Origin of the sequence: Microlunatus sp. GCM10028923 (assembly GCF_042666975.1) — a bacterium.
In the GTDB taxonomy this organism is placed as follows: Bacteria; Actinomycetota; Actinomycetes; order Propionibacteriales; family Propionibacteriaceae; genus Microlunatus.
In genome coordinates this window covers 64,342-80,849 of sequence record NZ_JBHTFF010000006.1, presented here as the reverse complement: position 1 = coordinate 80,849, position 16,508 = coordinate 64,342, and the positions used below count along the sequence as shown (strand labels likewise).

The following is a 16,508-nucleotide window of genomic DNA, read 5'->3' as shown; positions in this document are numbered from 1 at the left end:
ACAACCCCATGGCCCGCAAGACCCCAGCACCCCCGGATGACGATTTCACCGAACGGATCGTCGACATCGACGTCTCGTCGGAGATGCAGAACAGCTTCCTGGAGTACGCGTACTCGGTGATCTACGCGCGGGCGTTGCCGGACGCGCGGGACGGGCTGAAGCCGGTGCAGCGGCGCACGCTGTACGCGATGGACGAGATGCGGGTCCGTCCCGACCGGCCGCACGTGAAGTGCGCCCGGGTCGTCGGTGAGGTCATGGGTAAGTACCACCCGCACGGCGACACCGCGATCTACGACGCCCTGGTCCGGACCGCCCAGCCGTGGAACATGCGGCTGCCGCTGACCGACGGCCACGGCAACTTCGGTTCGCTGGACGCCGGCCCGGCCGCGATGCGTTACACCGAGTGTCGGATGGCGCCGGCGGCGCTGGCGATGACCACCGACCTGGACCAGGAAACGGTCGACTTCAAGCCCAACTACGACGGCAAGGACGTCGAGCCGTCGGTGCTGCCGGCCGCCTTCCCGAACCTGCTGGTGAACGGCACCACCGGGATCGCGGTCGGCATGGCCACCAACATCCCGCCGCACAACCTGATCGAGGTCGTGCAGGCGCTGCGGCATCTGATCAAGCACCCGGACGCCGACCTGGACGCGCTGATGCGGTTCATCCCGGGCCCGGACCTGCCGTCCGGCGGCAAGATCATCGGCCTGGACGGGATCCGGGACGCCTACGCCACCGGCAAGGGACCGTTCCGGATCCGGGCCACCGCGCGGGTGGAGCAGGTGCATCCGCGGCGCAAGGGCATCGTGGTCTCCGAGCTGCCGTACCTGATCGGCCCGGAGAAGATCATCGAGCAGATCAAGCAGCTGGTCACCAGCAAGCGGCTGCAGGGCATCGCCGACGTGATCGACCTCTCCGACATGGAGAACCCGACCCGCCTGGTGATCGAGATCAAGAACGGGTTCAACCCGGACGCGGTGCTCGAGCAGCTCTACAAGCTGACCAAGCTCGAGGACTCGTACTCGATCAACGCGGTGGCGCTGGTCGACGGCCAGCCGCGGACCATGACGCTGCGCGACATGCTGACCGTCTATCTCGCCCACCGCCTCGAGGTGGTACGGCGCCGTACGCAATACCGGCTCGGCGAGGCCAACGACCGGCTGCACCTGGTCGAGGGCCTGCTGACCGCGATCCTCGACATCGACGACGTGATCGCGATCATCCGGGCTGCCGACGACGCGGCGGCGGCCCGGGCCCGGCTGATCGAGGTCTTCGAACTCTCCGAGATCCAGGCCAACTACATCCTGGACATGCCGCTGCGCCGGCTGACCAAGTACTCCCGGATCGAGCTGGAGGGTCAGCGCGACGAACTGCAGCAGACGATCACCGAGCTGACCGCGATCCTGGAGAACGAGGACCAGCTGCGCGCCCTGGTCGGCAACGAGCTGGCCGAGATCGCCAAGCAGCACGGCACCCCGCGCCGGACCATCCTGCTCGCGGCCGACGGCGTCGCCGCCTCGGCGACCGCCGCCCCGCTCGAGGTGGCCGACGACCCGTGCTGGATCCTGCTCTCCTCCGCCGGGCTGCTGGCCCGGACCGACCACGCCGACCCGCTGCCGCCGGCGATCGCCCGGGCCAACCACGACGTGATCACGTCGCGGATCGTCGCGACGGCGCGCGGCGAGTTCGGTCTGGTCACCTCGGCCGGCCGGGTGATCAAGGTCAACGCGATCGACCTGCCGACCGTCCCGTCCACCGCGGCGGCGCCGAACCTGCAGGGCGGGGTGCCGCTGACCGCGCTGGTCACGCTGGAGGACGGCGAGACCGTACTGGCGCTGACGACGCTCGCCGAGGACTCCCTCGGCCTGGCGCTCGGCACCGCGCGCGGTGTCGTGAAGCGGGTCAACCCCGAGGTGCTGGCCAAGGACTCGTGGGACGTGATCCGGCTGGAACCGGGCGACCGGGTGATCGGCGCCCTGGAGCTGACCACCGCCGAGACCGAGCTGGCGTTCGTCTCCTCCGACGCCCAACTGCTGCACTTCCCCGCCTCCGGGGTACGGCCGCAGGGCAGGTCGGGCGGCGGCATCGCCGGCATCAAGCTCGCCCTGGGCGCCAGCGCGGTGTTCTTCGGCGCGGTGCCGGACGGCGAAGCGGTCGTCGTGACCGTGGCCGGCAGTTCCGGTGCACTGCCCGGCACGGACGCGGGAACGATCAAGGTCACCCCGTTCTCCGAATATCCGGGCAAGGGCCGGGCCACCGGCGGCGTCCGGTGCCACCGCTTCCTGAAGGGCGAGGACACCCTGCTGGTGGCGTGGGCCGGTCCCGCTCCCGCGGTCGCGGCGGCGGCCAGCGGCGCGCCGATCGACCTGCCCGCCGCCGACGGCCGCCGGGACGGTTCCGGGGTTGCCGCCGGGCAGCCGCTGTTCTCGATCGCCCCCGCCTGACCCGTACCCATCGATCCGGCGTTTTTCCTTGCCACGGGCGAGTCCCGGGGATTCAATGATGCTTGAGCGTTCAGTCGCTGCTGCGGGAACATCATCGAGGCACCAGGAGGTGCGATGTGAGCACTGAGGCATCCGAGAACCAGGTCTCCAGTTCGCCACCGCGGTTCGGCGGACTGGCCATCGTGCTCGGCGTCCTGACGGCGGTGCTCGGCATCCTGGTGATGGTCTGGCCCGGACAGACGCTGCTGATCATCGCCCTCCTGTTCGGCCTGCAACTGCTGTTCGTCGGCGCCTTCCGGATCATGGTCGCCGTGACCACGAAGGCCGCACCCAACTGGTGGCGCGTGCTGATCGGCGTGCTCGGCGGGCTGACCGTCATCGCCGGCATCATCTGCTTCGTCCGGCCCGGCGCCTCGCTGCTCGTGATTGCGATCCTGATCGCGGCCGGCTGGCTCGCCGACGGCGTCACCTCGATCGTGTCCGGCGTCGTCGACAACTGGACCGGACTGCACCGGGTGGCCCAGATCGGGTTCGGGGTGATCAGCATCCTGGCCGCGATCGTCGTCCTGATCTGGCCGGGCTCCAGCCTGTTGCTGATGACGTCGGTCGGCGGCGCGCTGCTGATCTTGCTGGGGGTGGCGATCATCGTGGTGGCCCTCGTCGTCCGCTCGACGAACCGGCCGGCCCGGGCGGCCTGATCCCGTACCGCGATCCGGTGTGATCGCGGCCGCGGACGGGGCCGTACAGTTTCTGTCGTGGACGACTCTGCACCCGCCGGTGACGACCGGTTCGAGGATCTGCTCGCCGGGAACGTCGAGTTCCAGCGCCAGTTCACCGACGGCGGCTTCGACGGCATCGCCCGCGCCGGCGTCCTGATGCTGACCTGCATGGACTCGCGGATCCTGCCGCTGGAGATGGTCGGGTTGCGGATCGGCGACGCGAAGATCCTGCGTACGCCGGGCGCCCACCTCACCGACGACGCCCTGATCGGCGCGATCGTCGGCGTCCACCTGCTCCAGGTCCGCCGCATCCTGCTCGTCCCGCACACCCGCTGCGCGATGGCGTCCGGTACGGATGCGGACATCGCCGCCAGCGTCCGCGCCTCCACCGGCGCCGACCTCAGCAGCTTGAAGATCGGCGCGACGCCCGACCAGGAGGGCCGGCTGGCCGCCGACGTCGCCCTGCTCCGCGACCACCCGCTGATCACCGGCCGCGCCGAGATCGGCGGCTTCCTCTACGACGTGGACACCGGCGCCCTCAAGCAACTGCTCTGATTCAGGCTCCGTTGAGTTCCTGGACCTGCCGGTACGTCATCGCCGGCGGCACCGCCGCCGACCGCCGGACCGCGTCCGCCGCCTCCCTGATCGCGGTCTGCGCCACCCGGTAGAGCAGCGACCCGGTGCTGATCCGGGCCACCCCGACCGCGGCGAACTCGCGCACCGTGACCCGGGCCGAGGCCAGCACGTTCACCGGCGCCGCGACCGCCCGGACGAACGCCTCCACCACGGACAGGTCGTCGACGCCCGGCAGGAAGATCCCGTCCGCACCGGCATCGACGTACACCCGGGCCCGTGCGACGGCCTCGTCCAGGTCACCGGCGCCGAGCCAGAACACGTCGGTCCGGGCGTTGACGAACACCTCCGGCGCGGCCCGTTTCACGGCGGCGATCCGTTCCGCATGGAGCTGCGGATCGACGAGCGCCTCCTCGGCGGAGTCCTCGAGATTCACCCCGTCGACCCCGAGGTCGGCCACCAGGCTCGCGACCTCGGCCGGATCATCGCTGAACCCGGCCTCCAGATCGCAGGTCAGGAACGCCGGCAGGGCCGCGGCCCGCAGCTCCCGGACCAGGTCGACCGAGTACCGCCGGGTCAGCTGGGCCCCGTCCGGCAGGCCGTGCCCGGCCGCGATGCCGAGGCTCGTCGTCGCGATGGCCGGGAACCCGTCCCGTACCAGCAGCTTGGCCGTGCCGACGTCCCAGACGTTCGGCAGCACCAGCGGATCGCCCGGGCGATGCAGGTCGCCGAACCCGGTCACCGGACCGCCTCCGCGGCCAGTCGCCGGCCGAGGTCCTCACCCGGACAGCGATGGGGACCGGCACCGAACGGCGCGTCGGCCAGGTCGACGGCGACTTCGCCGGCCGGCCCGATCCTGCGCGTGTACGGGATCGGCGGCCCGTCCGTCGCGGCCGTCAGCGCCGCCACACCGGCGTGGGCCTGGACCAGGACGCAGACCCGGGCCGCCGCATCCTCGGTCCGGCCGCCACAGGCTTCGACCAGCCGGTCGGCCGCGGCATCCGCCTCCGCCGACTGCTGCAGGTGGGGCTGATAGGCACCCGCCGCCGCGGCCACGTCGGCTCGCAGCCCGGCCGGCAGCCCGAGCGCCCGCAGCAGCGTCGTCGTCGGGTCGGTGTCGAACGGCGCCTCGGCGAGCTCCGCCAGCACCGCCTCGACCCGGCCGCGCAGCCGGACCTGGTCCGGCCCGTCCGTGAACCGCGGCACATGGTGCCGCAACCAGGCCAGCCCGGAACTCCCGGACGGTCCGCTCGGCACCCGGTACGCGTCGTCCTCGAGGACCCGGCTCGCTGCGATGATCACCCGCTCAGTGTGCAACGGGAAAGCTTCGGCCGCCGCCGAACTGTCAGGCGTCGAACTGTCAGGCGTCGATGGTCGCGGCGTCCAGGGCGTACGCGCCGTCGATGATGAACTCCTTGCGCGGCGCCACGTCGTTGCCCATCAACATCTCGAACGTCGTCTCGGCCAGGATCGCGTCGTCGACGGTGATCCGGCGCAGCGTCCGGTGCCGCGGGTTCATCGTGGTCTCGGAGAGCTGGTTGGCGTCCATCTCCCCCAGGCCCTTGTAGCGCTGCGGCTCGCCGAACCGGATGCCCTTCTTGGTCAGCTCGGCGGCCTTCCGCTGATACTCGGCGTCGGAGTACGTGTAGATGTACTTCGGCTGGCCCTTCTTCGGGTTGGACAGCTCGAACCGGTGCAGCGGCGGCACCGCCGTGTAGATCCGGCCGGCATCGATCAGCGGACGCATGTAGCGGAAGAACAGCGTGGCCAGCAGGCAGCGGATGTGGGCCCCGTCGGCATCCGCGTCGGCCATGAAGATGATCTTCCCGTAGCGCGCCGCGTCCGGGTCGAAGTTGCGGCCGGAGCCGGCACCGACCACCTGGATGATCGAGGCACACTCGGCGTTCTTCAGCATGTCGCCGACCGAGGCCTTCTGCACGTTCAGGATCTTGCCCCGGATCGGCAGCAGCGCCTGGGTGTCGCCGTTGCGGGCCCGCTGTGCCGTGCCCAGCGCGGAATCACCCTCGACGATGAACAGCTCGGTCGAGTCGACGTCGTTACTGCGGCAGTCCTTCAGCTTCGGCGGCAGCGTGGACGACTCGAGCGCGTTCTTCCGCCGCTGTGCCTCCCGGTGCTGCCGGGCGGCGACCCGGGACCGGGACGCCGAGACGACCTTCTCCATCACCGCGCGGGACTGGGCCTTCGTCTCCCGCTTGGTCGAGGTGAGGAAGCTCTTCAGCTCGGCGGCCACGGTCTTCTGGACCAGAGCGGCGACCGGCGGCGTGCCCAGCACCTCCTTGGTCTGGCCCTCGAACTGCGGCTCGGCCAGCCGGACCGTGACGACCGAGGTCATCCCCTCCATCACATCGTCCTTGATCACCTCGTCGCCGTTCTTCAGCAGCCGGGTGCCGCGCATCACCTCGGTGAACGTCTTGGTCAGCGCCCGCTCGAAGCCGGTGACGTGGGTGCCGCCCTTGGGGGTACGGATGATGTTGACGTACGACTGCACCATCGTCTGGTAGCCCTCGCCCCACCGGATCGCGATGTCGACGTCGAGGTCCCGCTCCACGTCGGTCGGCGTCATCGCGCCGCTGTCGTCGAGCATCGGCACGGTCTCGGTGAACCGGCTCTGCCCCTGCAGCCGCACCACGTCGGTGATCCCGCGGTCGGGTGCCAGGAACTCGCAGAACTCGGTGATCCCGCCGTCGTGCTGGAACTTCTCCACCGAGCTCTCCGGCCCGCGGTCGTCGGTGACGAGCAGGGCCAGCCCGGGCACCAGGAAGCTGGTCTGCCGGGCCCGCGCATGCAGTTCCTCGAGCGACAGCTCGGCGTCCTTGAGGAAGATCGACCGGTCCGGCCAGTACGTGATCCGGGTGCCGGTGGCGCCACGCTTGGCCTTGCCGAGCTTCTTCAGGCCGCCGCCCGGGGTGAACTTCGCGTCCGGGCCGGGCCCGTCGAAGCTGCCCGGCACCCCGCGCCGGAACGACATCCCCCAGACCGTCGACTTCCGGTCCACCTCGACGTCGAGCCGGCTGGACAGGGCGTTCACGACCGAGGCGCCGACGCCGTGCAGGCCGCCGGTCGCGTTGTACGACCCGGCCCCGAACTTGCCGCCGGCGTGCAGCTTGGTGAAGACCACCTCGACACCGGTCAGGCCGGTCCGCGGCTCGGTGTCGACCGGGATGCCGGCGCCGTGGTCCTGGACGGACACACTGCCGTCGGCACCCAACGTGATCAAGATCTCGTTTCCGGATCCGGCCAGGGCCTCGTCGACGGCGTTGTCGATGATCTCCCAGACGCAGTGCATGAGCCCGCGGGTGTCGGTCGAACCGATGTACATCGCGGGCCGTTTCCGGACCGCCTCCAGTCCCTCCAGGACGAGCAGATGCCGGGCCTCGTAATCACGGCTTTCCGTTGCAGGCTTGCCGATTGTGGACTTTGCGGGACTTGGCACTCTGTGAGCTTACCGGCGCCGACCGGCGGTTCCCGGGAGGCGCTCGCGGTGTCCCCCGATCAGGCCTCCGGAGAGCCTTTCCTGACGTTCGCTGGGCGGATCCTGAGGTGATCGTTACTGGACTTTCACGATCATGAGCCGAAATGGGGAACATTCCACCCCCGGAAGGATGTTCACTAGATATCGACGCCCTGTACTGGTCGCCGACTCGGGATGACTCACACCCGGGGGAGGACCGGACTGTTGAGAAAGAGAGGCCTATCGTGAGCACATCCGTGATCGAAGACCCAGCACTCAACGCGGCAGATCGCTGCGACCGCTGTGGTGCCCAGGCCTATGTACGTGTGACCTTGGCGACCGGCTCCGAACTCCTGTTCTGCGCCCACCACGGAAAGCAGCACGCCGACAAGCTGAAACAGGTCGCACTGGAGATCCATGACGAGTCCGAGCGCCTGACCTAACCGCACGAGAGACCTCATCGACGACCCGAGTCAACGACCAAGCAGAACGGCCCCCGATCTTCGATCGGGGGCCGTTCCGCGTACCGGGATCAGTCGAGGTAGTCGCGCAGCACCTGGGACCGCGACGGGTGGCGCAGCTTGCTCATCGTCTTCGACTCGATCTGGCGGATCCGTTCCCGGGTCACGCCGTAGACCTTGCCGATCTCGTCCAGCGTCTTCGGCTGGCCATCGGTCAGGCCGAACCGCATCGACACCACGCCGGCCTCGCGCTCGCTGAGCGTGTCCAGCACGTCGTGCAGCTGCTCCTGCAGCAGGGTGAAGCTGACCGCGTCGGCCGGGACGACCGCCTCGGAGTCCTCGATCAGGTCGCCGAACTCGGAGTCGCCGTCCTCACCCAGCGGGGTGTGCAGGGAGATCGGCTCGCGACCGTACTTCTGGACCTCGACGACCTTCTCGGGCGTCATGTCCAGCTCGGCGGCCAGCTCCTCCGGGGTGGGCTCGCGGCCCAGGTCCTGCAGCATCTGCCGCTGGACGCGGGCGAGCTTGTTGATCACCTCGACCATGTGGACCGGGATCCGGATGGTCCGGGCCTGGTCGGCCATGGCCCTGGTGATCGCCTGCCGGATCCACCAGGTGGCGTAGGTGGAGAACTTGTAGCCCTTGGTGTAGTCGAACTTCTCGACCGCACGGATCAGGCCCAGGTTGCCCTCCTGGATCAGGTCCAGGAACAGCATCCCGCGGCCGGTGTAGCGCTTGGCCAGCGAGACGACCAGCCGCAGGTTGGCCTCGAGCAGGTGGTTCTTGGCGCGGCGCCCGTCCTCGGCGATCCACTCCATGTCGTCCCGCTGGGCCGGCTTGACCTTGGCGGCCGTGTCGTTGATCTTCTCGTCCGCGAACAGGCCGGCCTCGATCCGCTTCGCGAGCTCGACCTCCTGCTCGGCGTTCAGCAGCGCGACCTTGCCGATCTGCTTCAGGTAGTCCTTGACCGGGTCGGCGGTGGCGCCGGCCGTGACGACCTGCTGCTCCGGCTCGTCGGCGTCGTCGGCGTCCGACAGGCTGAAGCCCTGGTCCTCGGTCAGTTCCTTCTCAAGGGTGGCCTCCTTGCCCGGCTCGAAGGTCGACTCGTCGACCTGGTCCAGGGCGCGCCGCTTGTCGTCGGTGGTGAGCTTCTTGCCCACGGTGAGCACGACATCGTCGCCGTCGACCTCGACCAGCAGATCGGCCTCGATCTCCTCGTCGGTGAGCTCGGCGTCGTCATCGTCGTCGTCGGACTTGGACGACTTCTTGGCGGTGGCCTTCTTCGCCGCGGCGCCCTTCGTGGCGGCCTTCTTGGCCGTCTTCCTGGCTCCCGGACTCGCGCCCTCCGCCTCGTCCGGCTCGTCGGTGACGGCCTTCAGCTTCGCCTTCTTGGCTGCCGCCTTCTTGGCCGGTGGACGGCCGGGCCGCTTGGCGGCCGGCGCCTCGTCCTTGGCCACCGCGGCGGACACCTGGCTGGCCCGCGTCGCGCCGGCAGCGGCAACGCTGCCGTTCGACTGGTGCGGAACCGAAGGCTCGATGGCTTCGACGGTGGATTCGGACGTGATTCCCTCGCGCGCAGCGTTGGGAGTTGAAGAGGATGACACTAAGGACCTCTCGGGCGTACCGGATCGGATCTAGGGCAGGCGCGGCCCGTCGGAAGTCAAGAGCCGTTCCTGAACGTATTCTTACACGCCCACCCAAAATGGCTGAATCGGCACGGCGGTACGGGCTCCGACGGCAACCCCGCCGCACCAAGATCAACTTCCTGCGATCAACTCCCGGCCACGGGCTCGGCCTTGACCGCGAGCACCGGGCAGGAGGCGTCCAGCAGGACCCGCTGCGCGTTGCTGCCGAGCAGCAGCTTGCCGACCGGCGAACGACGGCGCAGCCCGATCACGATGAACACCGCGTGCGACTCCTCCGCAGCGTTGATCACCTCGTCGGCCGGATCCAGCTCGTCCGGAGCCTTGCGCACCTCGTACGGCACCCCGGACTGGTCGAGCTCCTCCGTGAGCGCGACGACTTCGTCGGCGCTCGACGTGTGCACGACGATCAGCCGGGCGTCGCGCCGCCCGGCCTCGACGATGGCGGTCCGCAGCGCCGCGCTCCCCTCAGGCTTGGCCGAATAGCCGACCACGATCGTCGGCGTCGTTGTTGCCTGCGCATCGGTGTCGCTCATCCGCTCGGGGCCTCCCAGGTGTGGACCGGTTCGTTGCTGTGCATCAGTTCCAGGTAGCGGGCGAGCATGGCGCGCAGGGCCGCTCCCCGGTCACGACCGGCCGCCTCCAGCCCGGACACCTCCGCAGTCTGCCACGTCGCGCCGTTGGCCGCACGGACGCAGCGCCGCTCGATCACCTGGAGCAGGCGGTCGGTCTCCTCGCCGTTCACCCGCCACAGCCGCAGCCCCTGCTCGGCCAGCGGCAGCAGTTTCCGCAGCACCAGTTCGACCACGCTGACCCGCCCGACGCCGGGCCAGTAGACCTCCGCGTCGATCCCGTGCCGGTAGCCGGCGACGAAGTTCTCCCGGGCCGCCTGGAACGACATCGCCGACCAGAGCGGCCGGTCGGCGTCGGCCAGCGCCCGGACCAGCCCGGCGAAGAAGGCGGCGTTCGCCATCGTGTCGACCACGGTCGGGCCGGCCGGCAGCACGCGGTTCTCCACCCGCAGGTGCGGCACCCCGCCGGCGATGTCGTACACCGGGCGGTTCCAGCGGTACACGGTGCCGTTGTGCAGCCGCAGCTCCTCCAGCTTCGGCACTCCCCCGCCGTCCAGCACGGCCACCGGGTCCTCGTCGGTGCAGATCGGCAGCAGCGCCGGGAAGTAGCGGGTGTTCTCCTCGAACAGGTCGAAGATCGAGGTGATCCAGCGCTCGCCGAACCACACTCGAGGCCGTACCCCCTGGGCCTTCAGCTCGTCGCTGCGGGTGTCGGTGCTCTGCTCGAACAGCGGGATCCGGGACTCCGCCATCAGTCGGTGCCCGAAGAGGTACGGCGAGTTGGCCCCCACCGCGATCTGCACGCCAGCGATGGCCTGGGCCGCGTTCCAGTAGCCGGCGAAGTCGTCCGGGCTGACCTGCAGGTGCACCTGGGTCGAGGTGCAGGCCGCCTCCGGCATGATCGTGTCGGACACCATCCGGAGCCGTTCGGTGCCGTCGATGTCGATCTCCATGTCCTCGCCGCGGGCGGCGAAAATCTCCTCCTCCAGTAGCGAGTAGCGCGGGTTCTCGCTCAGGTTGTCCCGGGTCGCGTGTTCCGGGGCGAGGGTGGGCAGGATGCCGACCATGGCCAGCCCGACGCCGGCCTCGGACGCCCTCTTCTGGGCGTGGTTGAGGGCAGCCCGGACCGAGTCCTCGAAGGACGACAGCCCGCGCCCGGCCAGCTGCCGCGGCGGCACGTTGATCTCGATGTTGAACCGGCCCAGCTCGGTCTGGAACTGCGGGTCGGCGATCGCCGCCAGCGCCTCGGCGTTCCGCATCGCCGGTTCCTGGTCCTGGTCGACCAGGTTGAGCTCGATCTCCAGGCCGGCCATCGGCTGGTCCGCCTCGAACCGGGACTCGGTCAGCATCAGGGCGAGCACGTCCAGTCCGGTCCGCACCTTGGCGCGGTAGCGAGTCCGGTCCGCCCGGGTGAACTCCCGCCGTTCGACCTCGTCGCCCATGCGATCAATCGTCACCCATCGGCGCCGCAATGTCAGCACGATCGGGCGGTCCCACTACTGTCGGCCCGTGGATCCGAACTCCTACTACGTCGACCTCGGTGATCACCGATACCGGCCCACCGTGCACGTGCAGGGCGCCTGGCGGGACACCGAACAGCACATGGCGCCGGTGGCCGGCCTGCTGGCGCACGTGATCGAGACGCACCAGCCGCGGCCGGACCTGCAGCTGTGCCGGCTGACGTACGAGATCCTCGGGGTGATCAGCGCCGAACCGTTCCGGGTCGAGGTCTCGGTGATCCGACCGGGCCGCACCATCGAACTGGTCGAGGCGACGATGATCATCGACGAGCGGCCGGCGGTCCGGGCGACCGGCTGGCGGTTGGCCGGCACCGACACCTCGGCGGTGGCCGGCGGCGGGCCCGATCCGCTGCCGGCACCGGACGGGCTGCCGGCCTGGCCGATCACCGACACCTGGGGCGGCGGCTACATCGACAGCCTGGAGTTCCGGATCGTGCCCGGCTCGGAGCCGGGCCGTGCCCGGGCCTGGCTGCACTCCCGGACCGCGCTGCTCGACGGGGTCGAGGCGTCCGACCTGGTCCGGTTCGTCGGCCTGCTGGACACCGCGAACGGGATCGCCGCCCGGCTGCCGCCGCGGCAGTGGATGTTCCCGAACACGGACCTGACGATCCACCTGACCCGGAGCCCGCGGCTGTCCGGCCCGGACGCCTGGGTCGGCTTCGACGCCCGGTCCGAGATCGGGCCGACCGGGATCGGCCTCACCTCCGCGATCGTGTACGACCTCGACGGCCCGGTCGGCCGGACCGAACAGATCCTGACCGTACGCAAGATCGGCTGAGCCCCGTCGGAGGCAGGGGTTAAGGTCGGCAGCTATGACCGACCAGCTCGACCGCGCTTCCGCGACCGCCCCGACGGCCGCCTTCCGTCCGATCGTCCGGAGCCACCACGGCGACGACTTCGCCGATCCGTACGAATGGCTGCGGGACAAGGAGAATTCCGAGGTGATCGGCTACCTCGAGGCGGAGAACGCCTACACCGAGGCGCGCACCGGGCACCTGGCCGAGCTGCGCGAGGCGATCTTCACCGACATCAAGTCGCGGACCAAGGAGACCGACCTCAGCGTGCCGACCCACCGCCGGCACGGCGAGCGCGGCTACTGGTACTACACCCGGACCGTCGAGGGCCAGGACTACCCGATCCACTGCCGGGTGGTCGCGGCCGATCCGACCACGCCGCCCGACCCGGAGCGCCCGATCGACGGCGAGCAGGTGCTGCTGGACTGCAACGCGGAGGCCGGCGACGCCGAGTTCTTCTCGGTCGGCGCCCTCGGCGTGTCACCGGACGGCACCCTGCTGGCGTACTCCACCGATCTCAGCGGCGACGAGCGCTACACGATCAAGATCAAGAACCTGGACACCGGTGAGCTGCTGCCCGACGAGATCCCGGACACGGTGTACGGGATCGCCTGGGCCGGCGCCGGGCACCTCTTCTACACGCGGGCCGACGCCGCTTGGCGGCCGCACCTGGTCCGCCGGCACCACCTCGGCACCGACGTCGCCGAGGACGTGGACGTGTTCAGCGAGCCGGACGAGAAGTACTGGGTCGGGCTGGAGCCCAGCCGCGACGAGCGCTGGATCCTGATCGGCGTCGGCAGCAAGCTCACCACCGAGTACCTGATCCTGGGCACCGACGACCCGACCGCGGAGCCGCGGTCGATCGCACCGCGCCGGCAGGGCATCGAGTACAACGTCGAGGTCGCCGGCGACCGGCTGCTGATCCTGCACAACGACCCGGACCGGGAGGGCGGCCCCGACTTCGCGCTGGCCGAGGCCCCGCTGGACGCGACCTCGCCCGACCAGTGGCGGACCGTGCTGCCGCACCAGGCCGGGGTCCGGCTCACCGACGTCACGGCCTACGCGGGCCATGTCGTGCTCGGGCTGCGCCGGGACGGGCTGACCGGACTTCGGCTGCTCCCCCGCGGAGCCGACGGCACGCCGGGCGCCGGCACCGACCTCGCGTTCGACGAGCCGCTCTACACGGTGGACCACGTGGCCGGCCGGGACTACGACAGCAGCACCGTCCGGTACGCCTTCACCTCGCTGGTCACGCCCGACTCGGTGGTCGACCTCGACGTGCCGACCGGCACCCGGACCGTACGCAAGCGGACCGAGGTGCTGGACCACCCCGAGCACGGGCCGTACCGGTCCGAGGACTTCGTCCAGGTCCGCGAGTGGGCGACGGCCGCCGACGGCACCAAGATCCCGATCTCGATCGTGCACAAGGCCGGCCTCGAGCTGGACGGCAGCGCGCCGGGCCTGATCTACGGCTACGGCTCGTACGAGATCTCGATCGACCCGACCTTCCGGATCTCCCAGTTGTCCCTGCTGGAGCGCGGCTTCGTGTACGCCATCGCCCACATCCGCGGCGGCGGCGAACTCGGCCGGGCCTGGTACGAGAACGGCAAGGAGCTGACCAAGAAGAACACCTTCAGCGACTTCGTCGCCTGCGCCGAGCACCTGATCGCGCGCGGCTACACCAGCGCCGACCGGCTGGCGGCCCGCGGCGGCAGCGCCGGCGGACTGCTGATGGGCGCGGTGGCCAACCTGGCCCCGGAGACGTTCCGGGCGATCCACGCGGCGGTGCCGTTCGTCGACGCGCTGACCACGATCCTCGACCCCGAGCTGCCGCTCACCGTCACCGAGTGGGAGGAGTGGGGCGACCCGCTGCACGATCCCGAGGTGTACGCGTACATGAAGGCCTACAGCCCGTACGAGAATCTGCGCGAGGTCGGCTACCCGGCGATCCTGGCCACCACGAGCCTCAACGACACCCGGGTCTTCTACGTCGAGCCGGCCAAGTGGGTCGCCGCGCTGCGCCGGGTCGCCCGGAACGGCGAGGACCGGCCGATTCTGCTCAAGACCGAGATGACCGCCGGCCACGGCGGGGTCAGCGGACGCTACAAGGCGTGGCGTGAACAGGCCTTCGAATACGCCTGGATCATCGACCAGGTGACCTCGACCAAGTGACGCAGATCTCAGTAAAGTAAGACTTGCGGCCTATCGGGGTTCCACCGAGGTAGGTCTCAGGGATTCTTCAGGGCTACGAAGGAATCCTTTCGGCGTCCGGTGGCGTTGACTCCTGTGTACGGCAGAGACAACGCCGGCCCGGACACGGAAAGGGGCCAACTGTGGTAGCTCAAGCAACGCGAACCCGCGTCTCCGAAGGTATCGACGGCAAAGACGCGGTTGGACTGTATCTCGACGGAATCGCCAAGACTCCGCTGCTGACCGCCGCGGAGGAGGTGGAGTTGGCGAAGGCCATCGAGGTCGGCCTCTACGCCGAACGCATCCTCACCGGCACATTGGACGACGAACGCGGCAAGAAAGCCGTGTCGGCCTCGACCGAGGAACTCGAGTTCCTGGCCGACGAGGGCCGCCGGGCCCTGCAGCGCTTCATCACCGCCAACCTCCGGTTGGTGGTATCGGTGGCGCGCAAGTACGGACGGTCCCAGATGCCGTTGCTTGATCTGGTCCAGGAAGGCAACACGGGCCTGATCCGTGCGGTCGAGAAGTTCGACTACACGAAGGGCTTCAAGTTCTCCACCTACGGCACCTGGTGGGTGCGGCAGTCGATCAGCCGCGGCATCGCCCAGCAGGGCCGGATCGTCCGGCTGCCGGTGCACGTCGCCGAGCAGGTCAACCAGGTCGGCGCGGTGCGCCGCACTCTGGAGCGGCGACTCGGCCGCGATCCCGAGATCACCGAGATCGCCGACGAGATGGGGATCGACTCGGACCGGGTGATCGACCTGATGCGGTACGGCCGGGAGCACGTGAGCCTGGACGCGCCGGTCGAGGAGGGTGGCGACACCGCCCTCGGTGACCTGATCGCCCGCGAGCCGATGCCCGGCCCGGACGAGGTCTATCTCGACGCCGAGGAGCATGCCCGGCTGGAGGCTCTGCTGGATCAGCTCGACGACCGCTCCGCCGACGTGGTGCGCCGCCGGTACGGTCTGTTGGACGGCCGCCAGGCCAAGCTCGCCGACATCGGTGCCGTCTGGGGCATCACCGCCGAGCGGGTTCGCCAGATCGAACGGCACGCCATCGCCAAACTGCGCGGCAAGTCAGTCCTCGCCGCCTGACCCCCAAGGTTCTCTTCCCTACCCACAAAGAGAAACGAACGGCCCCCGACGCCCACTCGGGGGCCGTTCGCTTTATTCAGCGGGTGGGCCGGATCAGGCCTTCCTGCGCGACGTCGGCGACCAGCGTGCCCTCCTGGAACAGGCGGCCGGTGGAGAGCCCGCGGGCGTTCGACGCCGACGGCGAGACCTGGTCGTAGAGCAGCCAGGTGTCGGCGCGGAACTCGCGCAGGAACCACATCGCATGATCGAGCGACGCCGCCTGCAGCCGCGGGTCGCCGATGAAGACGCCGTGCGGCACGGTCGCGGCGGCCAGCAGGGTCAGGTCGCTGGCGTACGCGAGCGCGGCCTGGTGGATCCACCGGTCGTCCGGCAGCCGGCCGTCGGCGCGGACCCAGACCCGGGCCCGGGCCGGGTGCCGCGGATCGGACAGAGTGCCGCCCGGCCGGGAGTCGCCGGCGAACCGCACGTCCAGCGCACCGTACTCGCGCTGCCAGACCGCCGGTTCCCGCCCGGTCGCCTCGGCCAGCAGGTCGACGTAGCGCGGGCAGTCGTCCGGCGCCGGCACGTCCTCGGGCAGCGGATCCTGGTGCTCGAAGCCTTCCTCGGCGATCTGGTACGACGCCGAGAGGTAGAAGATCGTCTTCCCACCCTGCCGGGCCACCACCCGCCGGGACGAGAAGGAGCGACCGTCCCGGACCTGCTCCACGTCGTAGACGATCGGGATGTCGGTCCGGCCCGGGATCAGGAAGTAGCCGTGCATCGAGTGCAGCGACCGGTCCGCGCCCACCGTCCGTACCGCCGCACACAACGCCTGCGCCAGCACCTGTCCCCCGAACGCGCGCTGCATCCGGGTGTCCGGCTGCCGGGCCCGGAACAGCCCGACCTCGATCTCCTCGAGCTCCAGCAGGTCCACCAGTTCATCGATCGACTTCGGCACACCCTGACCCTAACCAATCCCCCCACCCCGCCGACCCGGCACAAAAGCAGCCGATTCTGCGGCGTGTCGCTGCGGACCTGCCCGGTCGG

The 16,508-nt window shown here is 69.9% G+C and carries 14 protein-coding genes; 7 read left to right on the top strand and 7 right to left on the bottom strand.

The window, feature by feature from the left end; all coding sequences use genetic code 11:
- Nucleotides 1–8 precede the first annotated feature (8 nt).
- The 3 genes from ACFQU4_RS16015 to ACFQU4_RS16005 all read left to right on the top strand — a co-directional run bounded on the left by ACFQU4_RS16015 (nt 9) and on the right by ACFQU4_RS16005 (nt 3,718).
- Nucleotides 9–2,444: a DNA topoisomerase (ATP-hydrolyzing) subunit A gene (locus tag ACFQU4_RS16015; RefSeq protein ID WP_377493565.1), complete on the top strand. Its 2,436-nt coding sequence runs from the start codon at nt 9–11 to the stop codon at nt 2,442–2,444.
- 116 nt (nt 2,445–2,560) lie between these two features.
- Entirely contained in the window at nt 2,561–3,142 is a 582-nt protein-coding gene (locus ACFQU4_RS16010; protein WP_377493563.1) for an HdeD family acid-resistance protein, read from the top strand.
- Nucleotides 3,143–3,199: 57 nt separating this feature from the next.
- The gene (locus ACFQU4_RS16005; protein ID WP_377493561.1) at nt 3,200–3,718 is read left to right on the top strand and encodes a beta-class carbonic anhydrase; all 519 of its coding nucleotides are present in this window, start codon (nt 3,200–3,202) and stop codon (nt 3,716–3,718) included.
- 1 nt (nt 3,719) lies between these two features.
- Here ACFQU4_RS16005 and ACFQU4_RS16000 read toward each other — a convergent pair whose 3' ends face one another.
- Genes ACFQU4_RS16000 through ACFQU4_RS15990 form a run of 3 tightly spaced genes read right to left on the bottom strand, consistent with a single transcriptional unit; the run spans nt 3,720 to nt 7,190 of the window.
- The gene (locus ACFQU4_RS16000) at nt 3,720–4,478 is read right to left on the bottom strand and encodes an isocitrate lyase/phosphoenolpyruvate mutase family protein (protein WP_377493559.1); all 759 of its coding nucleotides are present in this window, start codon (nt 4,476–4,478) and stop codon (nt 3,720–3,722) included.
- Nucleotides 4,475–5,038, bottom strand: a complete 564-nt coding sequence (locus ACFQU4_RS15995) for a hypothetical protein (RefSeq protein WP_377493557.1) — start codon at nt 5,036–5,038, stop codon at nt 4,475–4,477. The genes ACFQU4_RS16000 and ACFQU4_RS15995 overlap by 4 nt, the downstream gene beginning before the upstream one ends.
- A 58-nt stretch (nt 5,039–5,096) precedes the next feature.
- On the bottom strand, nt 5,097–7,190 hold the full coding sequence (locus tag ACFQU4_RS15990) for a type IIA DNA topoisomerase subunit B (RefSeq protein ID WP_377493555.1): 2,094 nt from the start codon (nt 7,188–7,190) through the stop codon (nt 5,097–5,099).
- Nucleotides 7,191–7,453: 263 nt separating this feature from the next.
- On the opposite strand from ACFQU4_RS15990, the gene ACFQU4_RS15985 reads away from it, so the two are divergent.
- Nucleotides 7,454–7,651 (top strand): hypothetical protein, encoded by a 198-nt coding sequence (locus tag ACFQU4_RS15985; RefSeq protein WP_377493553.1) that lies wholly within the window; start codon nt 7,454–7,456, stop codon nt 7,649–7,651.
- Between the two features lie 89 nt (nt 7,652–7,740).
- On the opposite strand, the gene ACFQU4_RS15980 is transcribed toward ACFQU4_RS15985, so the two are convergent.
- From ACFQU4_RS15980 to ACFQU4_RS15970, 3 genes are all read right to left on the bottom strand, one after another.
- Nucleotides 7,741–9,273 (bottom strand): RNA polymerase sigma factor, encoded by a 1,533-nt coding sequence (locus ACFQU4_RS15980; RefSeq protein ID WP_377493551.1) that lies wholly within the window; start codon nt 9,271–9,273, stop codon nt 7,741–7,743.
- A gap of 167 nt (nt 9,274–9,440) precedes the next feature.
- Entirely contained in the window at nt 9,441–9,848 is a 408-nt protein-coding gene (locus ACFQU4_RS15975) for a universal stress protein (RefSeq protein WP_377493549.1), read from the bottom strand.
- Entirely contained in the window at nt 9,845–11,326 is a 1,482-nt protein-coding gene (locus ACFQU4_RS15970) for a glutamate-cysteine ligase family protein (protein ID WP_377493547.1), read from the bottom strand. Before ACFQU4_RS15970 ends, ACFQU4_RS15975 begins: the two co-directional genes overlap by 4 nt.
- A gap of 67 nt (nt 11,327–11,393) precedes the next feature.
- Here ACFQU4_RS15970 and ACFQU4_RS15965 point away from each other — a divergent pair, with 67 nt between their 5' ends.
- From ACFQU4_RS15965 to ACFQU4_RS15955, 3 genes are all read left to right on the top strand, one after another.
- Nucleotides 11,394–12,182, top strand: coding sequence for a thioesterase family protein (locus ACFQU4_RS15965; protein WP_377493545.1), 789 nt, complete (start codon nt 11,394–11,396; stop codon nt 12,180–12,182).
- 34 nt (nt 12,183–12,216) lie between these two features.
- Nucleotides 12,217–14,370, top strand: coding sequence for a S9 family peptidase (locus ACFQU4_RS15960; protein ID WP_377493543.1), 2,154 nt, complete (start codon nt 12,217–12,219; stop codon nt 14,368–14,370).
- A gap of 161 nt (nt 14,371–14,531) precedes the next feature.
- A complete protein-coding gene (locus ACFQU4_RS15955) occupies nt 14,532–15,482 on the top strand; it encodes an RNA polymerase sigma factor RpoD/SigA (RefSeq protein WP_377493541.1) in 951 nt (316 codons plus the stop codon).
- A 76-nt stretch (nt 15,483–15,558) separates the two neighbouring features.
- Here ACFQU4_RS15955 and ACFQU4_RS15950 read toward each other — a convergent pair whose 3' ends face one another.
- A complete protein-coding gene (locus ACFQU4_RS15950; RefSeq protein ID WP_377493539.1) occupies nt 15,559–16,419 on the bottom strand; it encodes an acyl-CoA thioesterase in 861 nt (286 codons plus the stop codon).
- Between the last annotated feature and the right edge of the window lie 89 nt (nt 16,420–16,508).

Coding starts and splice junctions, on each gene's coding strand:
- ACFQU4_RS16015 (WP_377493565.1), top strand. CDS start 9: ATGGCCCGCAAGACCCCAGCACCCCCGGATGACGATTTCACCGAACGG.
- ACFQU4_RS15975 (WP_377493549.1), bottom strand. CDS start 9,848: ATGAGCGACACCGATGCGCAGGCAACAACGACGCCGACGATCGTGGTC.
- ACFQU4_RS15970 (WP_377493547.1), bottom strand. CDS start 11,326: ATGGGCGACGAGGTCGAACGGCGGGAGTTCACCCGGGCGGACCGGACT.
- ACFQU4_RS15960 (WP_377493543.1), top strand. CDS start 12,217: ATGACCGACCAGCTCGACCGCGCTTCCGCGACCGCCCCGACGGCCGCC.